Source organism: Klebsiella sp. K-3 (assembly GCF_051207495.1).
In the GTDB taxonomy this organism is placed as follows: Bacteria; Pseudomonadota; Gammaproteobacteria; order Enterobacterales; family Enterobacteriaceae; genus Klebsiella; species Klebsiella aerogenes.
Map to the genome: position 1 here is coordinate 29038 of NZ_JBPNXF010000007.1, position 14048 is coordinate 43085.

The 14048-nt window shown below is 57.9% G+C and carries 14 protein-coding genes; 3 read left to right on the top strand and 11 right to left on the bottom strand.

Features of this window, described 5'->3' with window-relative positions:
• Positions 1–41: 41 nt before the first annotated feature.
• Positions 42–1658 (bottom strand): peptide ABC transporter substrate-binding protein, encoded by a 1617-nt coding sequence (locus tag ACSEMK_RS12475; protein ID WP_430914489.1) that lies wholly within the window; start codon positions 1656–1658, stop codon positions 42–44.
• A gap of 188 nt (positions 1659–1846) precedes the next feature.
• On the opposite strand from ACSEMK_RS12475, the gene mpaA reads away from it, so the two are divergent.
• A complete protein-coding gene (gene mpaA / locus ACSEMK_RS12480) occupies positions 1847–2560 on the top strand; it encodes a murein tripeptide amidase MpaA (protein ID WP_015366282.1) in 714 nt (237 codons plus the stop codon).
• Here the strand turns inward: mpaA and ycjG are convergent.
• A complete protein-coding gene (gene ycjG, locus ACSEMK_RS12485) occupies positions 2551–3516 on the bottom strand; it encodes an L-Ala-D/L-Glu epimerase (protein ID WP_047075856.1) in 966 nt (321 codons plus the stop codon). The two genes, mpaA and ycjG, sit on opposite strands and share 10 nt — an antisense overlap.
• Before the next feature lie 102 nt (positions 3517–3618).
• Between ycjG and tpx the strand changes: the two genes are divergently transcribed.
• The gene (gene tpx, locus ACSEMK_RS12490) at positions 3619–4125 is read left to right on the top strand and encodes a thiol peroxidase (protein ID WP_087859393.1); all 507 of its coding nucleotides are present in this window, start codon (positions 3619–3621) and stop codon (positions 4123–4125) included.
• Between the two features lie 28 nt (positions 4126–4153).
• Here the strand turns inward: tpx and ACSEMK_RS12495 are convergent, their stop codons facing one another.
• The 8 genes from ACSEMK_RS12495 to pspA all read right to left on the bottom strand — a co-directional run bounded on the left by ACSEMK_RS12495 (position 4154) and on the right by pspA (position 11520).
• Positions 4154–5191, bottom strand: a complete 1038-nt coding sequence (locus ACSEMK_RS12495) for an AbrB family transcriptional regulator (protein WP_430914490.1) — start codon at positions 5189–5191, stop codon at positions 4154–4156.
• Positions 5192–5325: 134 nt separating this feature from the next.
• Positions 5326–6867, bottom strand: a complete 1542-nt coding sequence (gene tyrR, locus ACSEMK_RS12500; RefSeq protein WP_045374638.1) for a transcriptional regulator TyrR — start codon at positions 6865–6867, stop codon at positions 5326–5328.
• Positions 6868–7402: 535 nt separating this feature from the next.
• A complete protein-coding gene (locus ACSEMK_RS12505; protein WP_045374644.1) occupies positions 7403–8464 on the bottom strand; it encodes a TIGR01620 family protein in 1062 nt (353 codons plus the stop codon).
• Entirely contained in the window at positions 8461–9858 is a 1398-nt protein-coding gene (locus ACSEMK_RS12510) for a YcjX family protein (protein ID WP_113373168.1), read from the bottom strand. The genes ACSEMK_RS12505 and ACSEMK_RS12510 overlap by 4 nt, the downstream gene beginning before the upstream one ends.
• Before the next feature lie 105 nt (positions 9859–9963).
• The gene (gene pspD / locus ACSEMK_RS12515) at positions 9964–10182 is read right to left on the bottom strand and encodes a phage shock protein PspD (protein WP_015366275.1); all 219 of its coding nucleotides are present in this window, start codon (positions 10180–10182) and stop codon (positions 9964–9966) included.
• Between the two features lie 30 nt (positions 10183–10212).
• Complete coding sequence (pspC, locus tag ACSEMK_RS12520; RefSeq protein WP_015366274.1) at positions 10213–10572, bottom strand: envelope stress response membrane protein PspC; 360 nt, start codon at positions 10570–10572, stop codon at positions 10213–10215.
• On the bottom strand, positions 10572–10796 hold the full coding sequence (pspB, locus tag ACSEMK_RS12525) for an envelope stress response membrane protein PspB (RefSeq protein WP_045393114.1): 225 nt from the start codon (positions 10794–10796) through the stop codon (positions 10572–10574). The genes pspC and pspB overlap by 1 nt, the downstream gene beginning before the upstream one ends.
• A 55-nt stretch (positions 10797–10851) precedes the next feature.
• Entirely contained in the window at positions 10852–11520 is a 669-nt protein-coding gene (gene pspA, locus ACSEMK_RS12530; RefSeq protein WP_087859389.1) for a phage shock protein PspA, read from the bottom strand.
• A 152-nt stretch (positions 11521–11672) separates the two neighbouring features.
• Here pspA and pspF point away from each other — a divergent pair, with 152 nt between their 5' ends.
• The gene (gene pspF / locus ACSEMK_RS12535; RefSeq protein WP_213794810.1) at positions 11673–12659 is read left to right on the top strand and encodes a phage shock protein operon transcriptional activator; all 987 of its coding nucleotides are present in this window, start codon (positions 11673–11675) and stop codon (positions 12657–12659) included.
• Here the strand turns inward: pspF and ACSEMK_RS12540 are convergent.
• Positions 12650–14041, bottom strand: coding sequence for an MFS transporter (locus tag ACSEMK_RS12540; protein WP_430914491.1), 1392 nt, complete (start codon positions 14039–14041; stop codon positions 12650–12652). The two genes, pspF and ACSEMK_RS12540, sit on opposite strands and share 10 nt — an antisense overlap.
• Positions 14042–14048: the final 7 nt, after the last annotated feature.

Sequence of the window (14048 nt, forward strand, 5' to 3'; positions counted from 1 at the left end):
TTATCCGTGGTTACCTTGCGTAATCAGGAAACCAGTACCGATTAGTGCTTCACAATATACATCGTGCGGCTGTAGGCCACGTCTTCCGGATTGGTGATCGGGTATCCTTTTAACCACGGCTTGATCAGGCGGCCGTTGGTATACTGATAGATTGGCGCAATGGGCGCTTTGGCCATGATGATTTTCTCTGCCGCGTTGTAATCATCGTTACGCGCTTTTTCCGAGGTTTCCTGCGCCGCCTGGGCGAGGATCTTATCGTAAGCCGGATCGTTAAAGCGCGAAATATTGCCCGTATGGGTTGATGTGAGCAGCGACAGGAAGGTCGACGGCTCGTTGTAATCCCCTACCCACGATGCGCGAATGACGTCAAAATTACCGGTATTACGGCTATCGATATAGGTCTTCCATTCCTGGTTTTGTAGCTTCACATCCACACCGAGATTTTTCTTCCACATCGACGCCACGGCGATGGCGATCTTCTGGTGATTTTCCGACGTGTTGTACAGCAGCGTCAGCTTCAGCGGACGGTCCGGGCCATATCCTGCCGCCGATAGCAGCGCTTTAGCCTGGGCATTCAGCTCGGCCTGGCTCATGCTCTCAAACTGCGAAGGCTGCGGGGTAAAGCCTGCGGTAACGTCAGGGGTGAACCGCCAGGCCGGTTTCTCACCGGTGCCGAGGATCTTCTCCGCCATAATCCGCCGGTCGATGGTCATACTTAACGCCAGACGCACGCGTTCATCGGCGGTTGGCCCTTTCTGGGTATTGAAGGCGTAATAATAGGTACCTAACTGCGGCGGCGTGTAGACCTGTCCGGGAATATCCTTCAGCAGTTTCTGATACATATTTTTCGGGAAGGATTCGGTGATATCAATATCACCCGCCAGATAACGTTTGGTCGCCGACGATTCCTGGTTAATCGGCACGAAAGTCACCTGCTTAATCACCGTTTTGGCGTTATCCCAGTACTGTGTATTCGGCACGACGACCAGTTTCTCATTCACCACCCGGTCTTTCAGCACATAGGCGCCGTTGCCGATAAGGCTGCCCGGGCGCGTCCAGTTAGCGCCGCTTTCGACATTCGCTTTTTGCACCGGGTAGAACGCAAAGCTTGCGGTCAGGTTGCTGAACCACGGCAGCGGTTTATCCAGCTGCACGCGGAGCGTGTGGGCATCGACCGCAGTCACACCGAGAGTGTCCTGCGCCGCTTTACCATCAATAATTTTTTGCGCATTACTGATACCCGCTAAGGCGGCAAACCAGGCGAATGGCGAAGTGGTTTTCGGATCCACCAGACGCTGCCAGCTATAGACGAAATCCTGCGCCGTCACCGGAGAACCGTCGGACCAGCGCGCGTTATCGCGCAGGGTAAAGGTCCAGACGCGGTTATCGTTGCTCTGCCAGCGGGTCGCCACGCCAGGGATGATATTGCCCTTCGCATCCTGGTTTACCAGCCCTTCGAACAAATCGCGGATAACCTGAATTTCCGGCAGGCCGACGGCTTTAGCGGGATCTAATGAAGCGGGCTCGTCTTTTATATGGCGTACCAGCTGCTGTTTTTCAGCTAATACGGTTCCTGGAGGCACATCCGCCGCCCAGGCAAGAGAAGAAACGCTGGCTAACCACAGCGCGCCGCATGTCAATGTGACAGGATACTTCATGAGATCCCCTTTTAAATGAACAAACCAGTGCTGGCAGAGCGATAATTATTTGTTTCCCCACCTGAAATTGCAAACGGCTTATGATAGAAAATTGACATGACGAGTTTTTTCGCCAGAGAAGGAAAGCGTTTGATTCCGGGACGCTTTTCTACAACACTGCTAACAATAACCTGATGACAGGATACCCTATGCCCGTTTCACGTCCTCGCCCCCTGCGCGGCGCTTTCCCGCCAGGTACGCAACGTTACGGCCAGTCGCATCTCGGCGCGCCGTTGCTGTGGTTCCCCGCTCCGCTGGCTGATAGCCGCAGCGGTCTGATTATCGCCGGCACGCACGGCGACGAAAACTCGTCGATCGTCACCCTCTCCTGCGCGTTGCGCACGCTAAAACCGGAGCTGCGTCGCCATCACGTGGTATTAACGGTCAACCCTGACGGCTGTCAGCTAGGGTTACGCGCCAACGCCCGCGGTATCGATCTCAATCGAAACTTCCCGGCCGCTAACTGGAAGGCGGGAGAAACGGTGTATCGCTGGAATAGCGCAGCCGAAGAGCGTGATGTGGTACTGCTGACCGGGGAAAAACCGGGTTCGGAGCCCGAAACCCAGGCGCTGTGCCAGCTGATCCACCAGATCCATCCGGCGTGGGTAGTCTCCTTCCACGATCCGCTGGCCTGCATTGAGGACCCCGGCCACAGCGAGCTGGGACAATGGCTCGCCGGGGCCTTTAATTTACCGCTGGTAGGCAGCGTCGGTTACGAAACGCCGGGCTCTTTTGGCAGCTGGTGCGCCGATATCGGCCTGCCGTGCATTACCGCCGAATTTCCGCCCGTCTCCGCCGACGAAGCGACAGAAAAGTACCTCGCGGCGATGACCGATTTACTGCACTGGCACACTCACAGATGAAGCACGCCGGTGCTGAACTGCAGCGCCGGCTCCACATCCACCGCCAGCCACGTCGGACCATCGAGATCCGCGAAACGGGCCAACGGCGCCAGCGGCAGCGCGGCGGAAATGGCCCGTGAAGTACAAAGCATACAGCCCAGCATCCTCTTATATCCCAGCCGTTCAGCCTCCTGCGCCAATAGCAATGCCTCGGTCAGACCACCGGTTTTATCCAACTTAATGTTGACCATTTCGTAGCGACCCTGCAGAGCCGGCAGGCTTTCCCGCGTATGACAGCTCTCATCGGCGCAGATCGGCAGCGGATGAATAAAGTTTTCCAACGCCTCATCGGCGCCGGCCGGTAACGGCTGCTCCAGCATCGCCACGCCAAGATCGGCCAAAAGCTGACAGCGCGCCGCCAGACCTTCTCCACGCCACGCTTCGTTAGCATCAACGATCAACGTCGCCTGCGGCACCGCGTCGCGAATAGCAACCAGCCGCTCGCTAATCAAATGATCGTCGAGCTTGACCTTCAGCAGCCGCGCGCCTTTCTCCCACAGCGCGGCGGCGCTGGCCGCCATCTGCTCCGGCGTGCCGATAACCACGGTTTGCGCCGTCACCACTTCGCGCGGCAGGTTGACGCCAAGCAGCTGCGGCAACGTTTTCCCCGCGCGGCGCGCCTCCAGATCCCACAGCGCGCAGTCAACGGCATTGCGCGCGGCTCCTGCCGGCAGTAGCTGTTGTACCTGCTCGCGGGTGGCGCCGCGCTCAAGCTGCTCGCCGATCGCCATAATCTGCGCCATCACCGAGGCGATGCTTTCCCCGTAGCGCGGATAAGGCGTACATTCTCCGGCCCCTTTTACGCCATCCTCTTCTATTTCCACCACCACCACTTTGGCCTCGCTGCGGCTGCCGCGAGAGATAACAAACGGCGTGTGTAGCGGCCATGATTCTTCAAAAACTCGAAGGTTGCGCATTCCCTGGGCCTCTTAGGTAAATGTTAAATAGAGTTTGCCGTGTTGCTGGCTGATGTCATACACTAACTACGACGTTAACTATATGTAAACAGGAAGATAACCATGTCGCAAACCGTACATTTCCAGGGTAACCCAGTGTCTGTTCAGGGCTCCATTCCGCAGGCTGGCGCGAAGGCGCAGCCGTTTACGCTGGTCGCCAAAGATCTCTCTGACGTCACGCTGAGCCAATACGCTGGTAAACGTAAAGTACTGAATATTTTCCCAAGCATCGATACCGGCGTCTGCGCGGCATCGGTTCGCAAATTCAACCAACTGGCTTCTGAGCTGAACAACACCGTCGTGCTGTGCATCTCCGCTGACCTGCCGTTCGCGCAGTCCCGTTTCTGCGGCGCAGAAGGCCTGAGCAATGTGATCACCCTGTCTACCCTGCGCGCGCCGCAGTTCCTGGCAGATTATGGCGTTGCTATCTCCGCAGGCCCGCTGGCCGGTCTGGCAGCACGTGCAGTCGTTGTTCTCGATGAAAACGACCAGGTGGTTTACAGCCAGCTGGTTAACGAAATCACCGAAGAGCCGGATTACGATGCGGCACTGGCTGCGCTGAAAGCGTAATCGCTTCCCTTCTGTTATCAAGCCTCCTTCAACGGGGGCTTTTTTCTTTGCGCGGCGCATAGCGCGAAATTAACCGCGCGGTGGCCGGGCCGGTGAGCAATATGGTAAACAGGCGCAGCGTTTGCATCGCCATGATAAAAGACATATCCGCCCGGGTACCGACGGCGATTATCGCCACCGTATCCAGGCCGCCGGGGCTGGTCGCCAGATAGGCGGTGAGAAAATCCAGCGGCAGCAGGTGCGTTAACGCTAAAGCCATCAGCGCGCACAGCGCGATCAGGCCGACGATGGCGGCGATGATTTGCGGTAGCGTCTTCAGCGCCAGCATAAAAATCTCGCGATTAAACTGCAGGCCAACCGTCCAGCCAAGCGCGGTATACGCCAGCACCAGTAACCATTCCGGTAGCTCCAGCAATAGCATGCCTTCGCCCTGGGCCAGCGCACCGGCCAGCATCGGTAACAACATTGCCCCGGAAGGGATGCGTAAACGTAACCCTAACCAACCGGCGACCGCAGTCAATAGCAACGTTAACGGTAGATTAAAAGTCAGCGGCGGGAACCAGACGATATCCTGGGTCATTTCCTGCGCCTCGCCGCCGAGCGCCAAACGCACCACCATTACCGCCGCGCCGACCACGAACAGTACCCGCAGATACTGCATCAGGGCCACCAGACGAACGTCGGCGCCATACTCTTGCGCCATCACCACCATCGCCGAAGCGCCGCCCGGCGAGCTTCCCCACGCGCCGGTTGCACCGGGCAGCGAGCTGTAACGCACCAGTAGCCAGCCGGTCAACGCGCTGATGGCCAACGTGGAAAGGAGGATAATCAATACTATCGCCCAGTTGGCGGCCAGAACGCCAAAAATCGACGGGGTTAGCGCGCGGGCGATCATGCAGCCGATGATAGCCTGAGCGGCGATAAAGAAAGGACGAGGGAGGCGAATCGTGGCGCCGCGCAAACTCAGGATAATTCCGGCGATAAGCGGGCCAAGCAGCGGCGCGGCAGGAAGGTGGAGCCAGAACAGCACAAAGGAGAGCACGGCGGAGAGTGCCAGTAATATCATCCACTGAGGCCAATCCCGTTGCAGCACCAACCGTCACCTTCCCGGAAAAAGAATAATAAAATAAGTATATACAGAATTATCGCTGAAAAAACGCCGATAATTGCGGCCGCGCCGAGCCGGCCGCAAGCAGTGATTTACTCTTCGCCTTTCTTCTGACTCAGACCATACTCGCGCAGCTTGTTAGCAATCGCGGTATGCGAAACGCCGAGACGTTTGGCTAATTTACGCGTGCTGGGGAAGCTGCGATACAACTGGGTCAATACCGAACGCTCAAAGCGGCGGGTAATATCGTCGAGCGATCCTTCCATCGCCTCTTCGCCAACCGGCAACGACGACACATCGTGATCTGGCAGCAGGATGTCCTGCGGACGCAGTTCGAAGCCATCAAGCTGGGTTAACGCCCGGTACACTGCGTTTTTCAACTGACGCACGTTGCCCGGCCAGCTATAGCGGGTCAACACGGTATTAAGGTCGGCAGAAAGTTTTGGCCGCGGGATACCCTGCTCGTCGGCAAAGCGCGCGACGAACAGTTCGGTGAGCGGCATGATGTCCTGCGGACAATCACGCAGCGGCGGCAGGTTCAGCGTCAGCACATTCAGACGATAATAAAGATCTTCGCGGAACAGCCCTTTCTGCACCAGTTCGACGAGATTTTTTTGCGTCGCGCAGATAACCCGAACATCGACATGCACTTCGTGATCTTCACCGACGCGACGGAAAGTACCATCGTTGAGAAAGCGCAACAGCTTCGTTTGCATGCCAGGCGACATTTCGCCTATCTCATCCAGCAGCACAGAGCCGCCGTTGGCCTGCTCAAAGAAACCTTTTTTCCCCTGCGACGCATCGCCGAATAGCTCGCTCTCCACCGCATTTTCCGGAATCGAACCGCAGTTCAGCGCCAGATACGGTTTGCTGGCGCGCGGGCTGGCCAGATGGCAGGCATGGGCCAGCAGATCTTTACCGGTACCGGTATCGCCGACAATCAGCAACGGGGCGCTAAGCATCGCCAGCTTGCGGGCCTGTTCTACGACGTGGCGCATTTTCGGCCCAACGGCGAGGATCTGGCTGAAGGCGCTGGTATCCTGGGTCGTTAGCGTTTGCAGTTGACGCCCCATACGTACGGTGGAGCGCAACATCACCACGGCGCCGGTCAGCACGCGTTCGGCGTGTTCGCCTTCCAGATACACCGGCGTTACTTCCAGCATAAAGTTTTGGCCATTCACGACCACATGCTCGGTATGCGACTCCAGCGGGTTACCTTCCAGCCAGCGCTGCAGGTTGAAATCAGTAATGAGCTGCGCCACCGGATGGCTGCGTAAACGAGCCTGAGTTTGACCAAACAGCTGGCAGCTGGCCGGGTTGGCAAGTTCTACTTTGCCTTTGGCATCCAGCGACAGCACCGGTTCCGGCATTGCCACCAGCAGCGCGCTCAGCGCCAGATGTTCCCGCTCTGACGGCATCCACGCCACGGTTCGAACATCGGTTACGCCGGAGATACGGCGGATTTCCGCCATTAAACTGCTGAAACTGGCGAACTCCAGCTCGGCGAAATTAAGATAGATTCGGCCAATCGGGTCGATATCGATACCGCGCAGATCAATACCGCGCAGCACCAGCAAATCGAGTAATTCACGGGTCAGACCAAGACGGTCCTGACAAAAGACTTCCAGACGCATAGGAGTTTTCACCCTAAAAAGGCCAATGACGGATGAATGATAGGACAGATATGTGCTTACGGGAAGATAGCTGTCAACAATTATTGACAGTATGGCGGAAAAATGGGCTTTATGCCGTAAAGTTATGCGGGCATTTCTTTTGCGTTATGGCTCGCATGGCTCAGAGAGCGCACAGAAGGCTCTGGTCGCCAGGGGTTTTCGGAGGCGGCGCGTTGCGCCTTCTCCGGGCTACCAAATCGCGCAGCGCTGTAGCCCCGGTAAGCGGCAGCGCCACCGGGGGATCCAGCGTGGTGAATAAATTAACAGCAGGCCGCACGAACCGTAGATACTGTTATCGGTTTGCAACTTTTTTAAGGGGGTTTCCCAGAGGCGGCGCGTTGCGCCTTCTCTGGGCTACCAAATCGCGCAGCGCTGTAGCCCCGGTAAGCGGCAGCGCCACCGGGGGATCCAGCGTGGTGAATAAATTAAAGGCAGGTCGCACGAACCGTAGGCCGGGTAAGGCGCAGCCGCCACCCGGCATTTACCCTTGCCGACGTTATTTCTCCGCGCCGGTTTTGCTTTTCTGAAGCGTCTCTTTCAACTGGCCGATCAGCTCTCGGCGGAAATCGCCGAGCCGCGGTTTATCATCCGCGATCCACGGCAGCGGACGACACAGCTCCATCGCTTTAATCCCCAAACGGGCGGTCAACAACCCGGCGCCGATACCCTGGGCGGCGCGCGCCGACAGGCGGGCCGCCAGATCCTGCGACATCCAGTCCATTCCGACTTCGCGCACCAGTTCGCTGGCGCCGGCAAAGGCGATATTCAGCAACACCAGGCGGAATAAACGCAGGCGGCTATAATAGCCAAGTTCAATACCGTAGAGGGTGGCGATACGGTTAATCAGCCGCAGGTTACGCCAGGCGATAAACGCCATATCCACCAGCGCCAGCGGGCTGACGGCGATCATCAGCGTCGATTCCGCCGCCGAACGGCTGATTTCCCGCCGCGCCTGCGCGTCCAGCACCGGCTGCACCAGTTGCGCGTACAGGCTCACCACTTCGCGATCGTTTTGCGTTTCATGGATGGCCGCATACCAGCGCTGCAGCGCCGGATGCGATTGATCCAGCCCGGCCTGCTGCGCCAGCTTCTCACAGAACGCGCGCCCTTTGCCCACCGCGTGGCTATGCATCAGATCCCGCGCTTCATCGCGTTCGTGCGCGCGCTGGCGCAGCCGCCACAGGCGACGCCATTCGGTCGCTACCGATCCCACACCCGCGCCGACAATCAGCGCCCCGGCCGCACAGCCGCCAAGCGCAATCCAGTCCTGAGTCTGCCAGGCCGTCACCGTCCACTGCACGCCCTGCGCCACCACGCTAATGCCAAAAATCGCCAGCCCGGCGCTAACCATCCGTCGCCACAGGCTGCGTTTCGGGCGCAGTACCGATTCCACCACCGCTTCGGCGGCCCCCTCCTCTTCAGCGACCATTTCAGGCAGCATCGGAGCGAAGGTTTGCGCATCGGCCGCGTCAAAGGCGCGGGCCGATTTTAAGGTCTGACTCTTTTCCGTTTCCAGTGGGCCATCGAAATCGATCCGCGGTTTTATCGGCTCGCTCATCGCAATTTATCTCCAATCAAAAATTCCAGCGCCGCGTCGAGGCGTATATGCGGCAGCGGTTTATCGACATCCATCGCTCTCGGGCGGAAGTTCTCAAACTGGAAGCCCTGCTGTTCCCAGAAGGCCTGACCCGGCAGCCGCGCCGGCACCTCGCCTGGGAAAATAGTGAGCGGCTGCCCATCGCTCAGACGATCGCCACGCAGCGCCGGGATCTTCTCGCCGTTAACCTCGATAAGCCCGCCCTGGGTGGCCTGAATGGACGCCAGCCCCAGACAATCCATGCTGATGCCCTCAAAGGCGGCATTCTGCCAGGCGTCCTGAATCAGTTGCTGAAGTAGCGACACCATGTTGCCGTGCTGATCGACGGTCACGTGATCGGCTTTGGTGGCGGCGAACAGTAGCTTGTCGATAACCGGTGAAAACAGGCGACGGAACAGCGTTCGCTGGCCGTAATGGAAACTTTGCATCAACTGGGTCAGCGCCAGACGCATATCGTTAAACGCCTGCGGCCCGCTGTTTAACGGCTGCAGGCAGTCCACCAGTACAATCTGGCGGTCAAAGCGCAGGAAGTGGTCTTTATAAAAGCCTTTCACCACTTTCTCGCAGTAGTATTTGAAACGCTCGCGCAGCATCCCCGCATTGGTGTGTTTATCTGCCTGCGCCAGCCTGGCTTCGCCAGCCGCATCGACATCCGGCCAGGGGAAAAACTGCAGCGCCGGCGCACCCGCCATGTCGCCAGGAAGCACAAACCGCCCCGGCTGAATAAAGTGCAACCCCTCGCGCTTGCAGGCGTGCAGATAATCGGTCCAGGCGGCGGCGATCTCCGCCAGCCGGGTTTCGTCGGCGGGCGCCAGCGGATCGAGCCCCTCGCACAGCTGCCGCCAGCGGGCAGACCACTCTCCGCGCTGCCCCTGTAACAGCCCGGTCATCTGCCGCGACCAGCTTAAATAATCTTGCGCCAGCATCGGCAGGTCGAGCAGCCATTCGCCCGGATAATCCACGATTTCCAGATACAGGGTTGAGGTGTCTTTGAAATGACGTAGCAGAGAATCGTTAGAGCGATAGCGCAGTGCGAGGCGAATTTCGCTCACCCCGCGGGTTGGCGTCGGCCAGGCCGGGGGCTGGCCATAAAGCTGCGCCAGGCCTTCATCATAGGTAAAACGCGGAATGCCGAAATCACGCTGCGGAACCCGTTTCACGCCCAACAGACGTTCTTCGCGCGCCGCGCTCAGCAGCGGCAACCGGGCCCCGGCGTGGATATTCAGCAGTTGATTAACCATCGCGGTGATAAAAGCCGTTTTACCGCTACGGCTTAGCCCGGTTACGGCAAGACGTAAATGCCGGTCAACCCCGCGGTTGACCAGCGCATTGAATTCAGTTTTGAGTCGCTTCATCGCCAGTCCGTTATGCCCAGAAGGAATGTCGTTTAATGATAAGCTAAATAGATGGGGATAATCAGGGTCAATATAAAGCGCGCCGGTATTCCTCCCCCTGAGGAATTATTTCATTCCGCGGGCAAAACGATTGGCCAGCCGACTGAGCAGCGGCTCAAGCGCTACCGCCAGCAACATTTTCAGCGGCCGACGCGCCACCGATTTCACCGCCCAACCGGCAACGCCCGCCGGGCCGTAACGCAGCGCGGTCAGCAGCACCAGCTTACCGGCGATCTTAAGACCCGGTTTCACTTTTTGCCCTGCCTGTTGCCATTTCATATTCATGCGTTGCCTCGTGGTTATATGGAAAAAGTTTTACAGTTGACGAAAACGGCTGCGCAGCGTGAAGGTATCGGAGGTGATATAACGCTCCATATCACGCAGGCGCTGTTCGCCGGAAGCCAGTTCGGCATCCACGGCGGCCAGTAAATCACCATTGCTCGGCCCTTTTTCGCCGTACAGTTCGCTATCCGGTATCGGATCCAGCGCGAAAGTCAGAATGATGTAGGCCACCAGCACGAAAAAGAAGAGGCCAAAAATCATCGCCAGCACGGTTATCAGACGCACCAGCTTCACCGGCACATCCAGGTGCTGCGCAATACCGGCGCAGACCCCCTTCACCATTCCGCGCTGCGGAATGCGCCACAGTTTTTTATTAAAGTCCAATCCGGCCATTATTTGTCTCTCCAGTTCGGATGTTCCGCATCAAGGATCGCTTCCAGCGCCTGAATACGCTCGCGCATCCGTTTCGCCTCATCGGTCAGCTGCAGCAGGCGCTGCTGTTCGTTCTGGGTTAACGCCCCGTCCGCCGAGCGATTGTTGTAGTGCAGCCATAACCAGACCGGCAACACGAACAGCACAAACAGCGTGAGCGGGATGGCAAGAAAAAGCATGCTCATGTGTACTCCTTACAGGTGGTGAGCCGCGGCGCAACACCGCGCCGCGCAATATGCATTACTGGTTATTCTGATTCATTTTGGCTTTCAGCGCCGCCAGTTGCTCGCTGATTTCATCATCCGCTTTCAGTTCGGCAAACTGCTGATCCAGCGATTGTTGTTTGCCAAAACGATGGCTCTCCGCCTCGGCTTCCATTTGGTCAATGCGGCGTTCGAAAGACTCAAAACGCGCCATCGCTTCATCCATTTTACCGCTATCCAGCTGGCGGCGAACATCACGCGAAGAGCTGGCCGCCTGATGGCGCAGCATCAGCGCCTGCTGACGAGCGCGGGTTTCGCTGAGCTTATTCTCCAGCTCGCCAATCTCTTTTTTCATTCGCGCCAGGGTTTCATCCACCAGTTGCGCTTCGTGCTCCAGACTGCCGATAAGGTCAGTCAGCTTCTGTTTTTCGATCAGCGCCGCACGCGCCAGATCTTCTTTCTCTTTACGCAGGGCCAGCTCGGCCTTTTCTTGCCATTCCAGTTGCTGCGCCTGCGCCTGTTCGATACGGCGGGTCAGCTGTTTCTTTTCCGCCAGCGCGCGGGCGGAGGTAGAACGCACTTCAACTAGCGTGTCTTCCATCTCCTGAATCATAAGACGGACCAGCTTCTGCGGATCCTCCGCTTTCTCCAGCAGGGAGTTGATGTTGGCGTTCACGATGTCGGCAAAGCGAGAAAAAATACCCATAATTTCAATCCTCATAGTTCTGATAGCAGGCAGCGGCCTGTGCAGTAGTTAATACAAATGGCGTGCCAACTTTTTATCTTGTTGATTTTAAACAAGGTGGTTGAGGAATGGCCGCCTGCTTGCTACAGTGAGTTGGTGAATCACACTACTTAATGGCGAAATTCATCATGGCGGAATACAAGGATAACCTGCTTGGCGAGGCAAATAGCTTTCTGGAGGTGCTCGAGCAGGTCTCGCAGCTGGCGCCGCTGGATAAACCGGTGCTGGTGATCGGCGAACGCGGGACCGGCAAAGAGCTCATTGCCAACCGACTGCACTTTCTCTCTTCGCGCTGGCAGGGGCCGTTTATTTCGCTCAACTGCGCGGCGCTGAATGAAAACCTTCTCGATTCCGAATTGTTTGGTCATGAAGCTGGCGCCTTTACCGGCGCCAGCAAACGGCATCCGGGGCGCTTTGAACGTGCCGACGGCGGCACGCTGTTTCTCGATGAGCTGGCCACCGCTCCGATGCTGGTGCAGGAAAAATTGCTGCGGGTAATTGAATACGGCGAACTCGAACGCGTCGGCGGCAGCCAGCCGCTGCAGGTTAACGTGCGGCTGGTGTGCGCCACCAACGCCGATCTGCCCAAAATGGTCGAGGAGGGTCATTTCCGCGCCGACCTGCTCGACCGGCTGGCGTTTGATGTCGTGCAACTACCGCCACTGCGCGAGCGCCAGAGCGACATCATGCTGCTTGCCAACCAGTTTGCCATTCAGATGTGCCGCGAACTGGGGCTCCCTCTGTTTCCCGGCTTTAGCGAGCGAGCCGTCGACACGCTGCTTGCATACCGCTGGCCGGGCAATATTCGTGAGCTGAAAAACGTGGTTGAACGTTCAGTTTACCGCCACGGCAGCAGTGATAGCGAGCTGGATAATATCATTATCAACCCATTTAACAGCGCCGCTCCTGCGCCTGCTCCGGTCGCCGAACATGCGCTTCCCGCGTTGCCGCTGGACCTGCGCGCCTTTCAGCTGGAGCAAGAAAAAAGCCTGCTGCAGTCAAGCCTGCAGCAGGCGAGGTACAATCAAAAGCAGGCGGCGGAGCTGCTGGGGCTTACCTACCACCAGCTACGCGCATTACTGAAGAAGCATCAGCTATGAGGGACGCGCGGCAGCATCGCCGCGCTGACCAGCATTGAGCCTAAACACAGCGCGGCGTTAAACCACAGCGCGTACTGCGCGGCGCTGGCCATCCCCAACGGCAGGAACAGCGCGAAAAGTGACGCCGTCACGGCAATACCCATCGCGCCGCCAAGCGAGCTTCCCATCTTATAAACCCCTGATGCGACTCCGATTTTGTTCTCCGGCGCATTGGCGACGGCGGTATCGGTCGAAGGCGTGGCATAACAACCAAGACCGAGGCCAAACAGAATATTGCTGAAGAAGACGGTCCCGATATACAGCGACTTATCGAGGAAGGTACAGGAGATCAGCAGAATACCGATAGCGGTAAACACCGGCCCGGTCATCATCGGCAACCGCGCGCCATAGCGCTGGAGCAGTTTTTCTCCGACGCGAATCATCGCCAGTACCGTCACCAGATAACCCAGCGTCATCATGCCGGTTTCCAACGGGGTGAGATGATGCCCCTGCTGTAGCCAGATGCTGGTGATCATCATCGTGCCGATAGCGCCATTAAGCATGAAGTTCGACAGCACCGCCGCGCCGTAGGCCCGGTTGCGAAATAAAGCGAAGTCGATTAGCGCCGCTTCACCTTTACGCAAACCGCTACGGATAAACAAACCACCCGTAATTACCGCGCCGCCCAGCATCGACAGCGATAAGCCACTGCTCCAACCCCATTGATGACCCTTGCTGATAAACAGATTAAGCAGCACCAGCGAAGCAATCAGGCTTAATAATCCGCCCACATCCAGCTTATGCCGATCGGCGCTGGCGCTGCGGCTCTCCGGGGTGCCACGTAGCAGCAATAATGCCAACAGCGCCACCGCAATCGAAAACACGAAGATCCATCGCCAGCCAAGACCGGTGGCAATCGCGCCGCCGACAAACGAGCAAAGCCCGCTGCCGCCCCAGGAGCCAATGACCCAGAAACTCACCGCCCGCTGCCGCGCCCTACCTTCATACCAGGTTTTGATCAGCGCCAGCGTCGCCGGCATAATGCAGGCCGCCGAGAGCCCCTGCAGGATACGGCCGGTGATAAATAGTCCCGGCCCCTGCGACGCCGCCAGAAACGCGCTACCGATAATACTCAGCGCCAGGCCGAGATAGGTCATCCGCACCCTGCCGAATTTATCCGCCAGCCCGCCGCTGGCCACCACAAAACAGCCGCTGAATAAAGCGCTGAGACTCACCGCCAGGGTTAACGTCTCCAGTGAAATATCGAGGCTGCTTTTCATCGCCGGAACAACATTGATAACCGATTGCGCAAACAGCCAGAACGTCAGCACGCTGAGCACAATACCCGCCAGCAGGCGATCGCTGCCGACGAACTGAGATTCGCTTAACGATACAGAACTCATAATCGGG

Coding starts and splice junctions, on each gene's coding strand:
- ACSEMK_RS12475 (WP_430914489.1), bottom strand. CDS start 1,658: ATGAAGTATCCTGTCACATTGACATGCGGCGCGCTGTGGTTAGCCAGC.
- mpaA (WP_015366282.1), top strand. CDS start 1,847: ATGCCCGTTTCACGTCCTCGCCCCCTGCGCGGCGCTTTCCCGCCAGGT.
- ycjG (WP_047075856.1), bottom strand. CDS start 3,516: ATGCGCAACCTTCGAGTTTTTGAAGAATCATGGCCGCTACACACGCCG.
- tpx (WP_087859393.1), top strand. CDS start 3,619: ATGTCGCAAACCGTACATTTCCAGGGTAACCCAGTGTCTGTTCAGGGC.
- ACSEMK_RS12495 (WP_430914490.1), bottom strand. CDS start 5,191: ATGATATTACTGGCACTCTCCGCCGTGCTCTCCTTTGTGCTGTTCTGG.
- tyrR (WP_045374638.1), bottom strand. CDS start 6,867: ATGCGTCTGGAAGTCTTTTGTCAGGACCGTCTTGGTCTGACCCGTGAA.
- ACSEMK_RS12505 (WP_045374644.1), bottom strand. CDS start 8,464: ATGAGCGAGCCGATAAAACCGCGGATCGATTTCGATGGCCCACTGGAA.
- ACSEMK_RS12510 (WP_113373168.1), bottom strand. CDS start 9,858: ATGAAGCGACTCAAAACTGAATTCAATGCGCTGGTCAACCGCGGGGTT.
- pspD (WP_015366275.1), bottom strand. CDS start 10,182: ATGAATATGAAATGGCAACAGGCAGGGCAAAAAGTGAAACCGGGTCTT.
- pspC (WP_015366274.1), bottom strand. CDS start 10,572: ATGGCCGGATTGGACTTTAATAAAAAACTGTGGCGCATTCCGCAGCGC.
- pspB (WP_045393114.1), bottom strand. CDS start 10,796: ATGAGCATGCTTTTTCTTGCCATCCCGCTCACGCTGTTTGTGCTGTTC.
- pspA (WP_087859389.1), bottom strand. CDS start 11,520: ATGGGTATTTTTTCTCGCTTTGCCGACATCGTGAACGCCAACATCAAC.
- pspF (WP_213794810.1), top strand. CDS start 11,673: ATGGCGAAATTCATCATGGCGGAATACAAGGATAACCTGCTTGGCGAG.
- ACSEMK_RS12540 (WP_430914491.1), bottom strand. CDS start 14,041: ATGAGTTCTGTATCGTTAAGCGAATCTCAGTTCGTCGGCAGCGATCGC.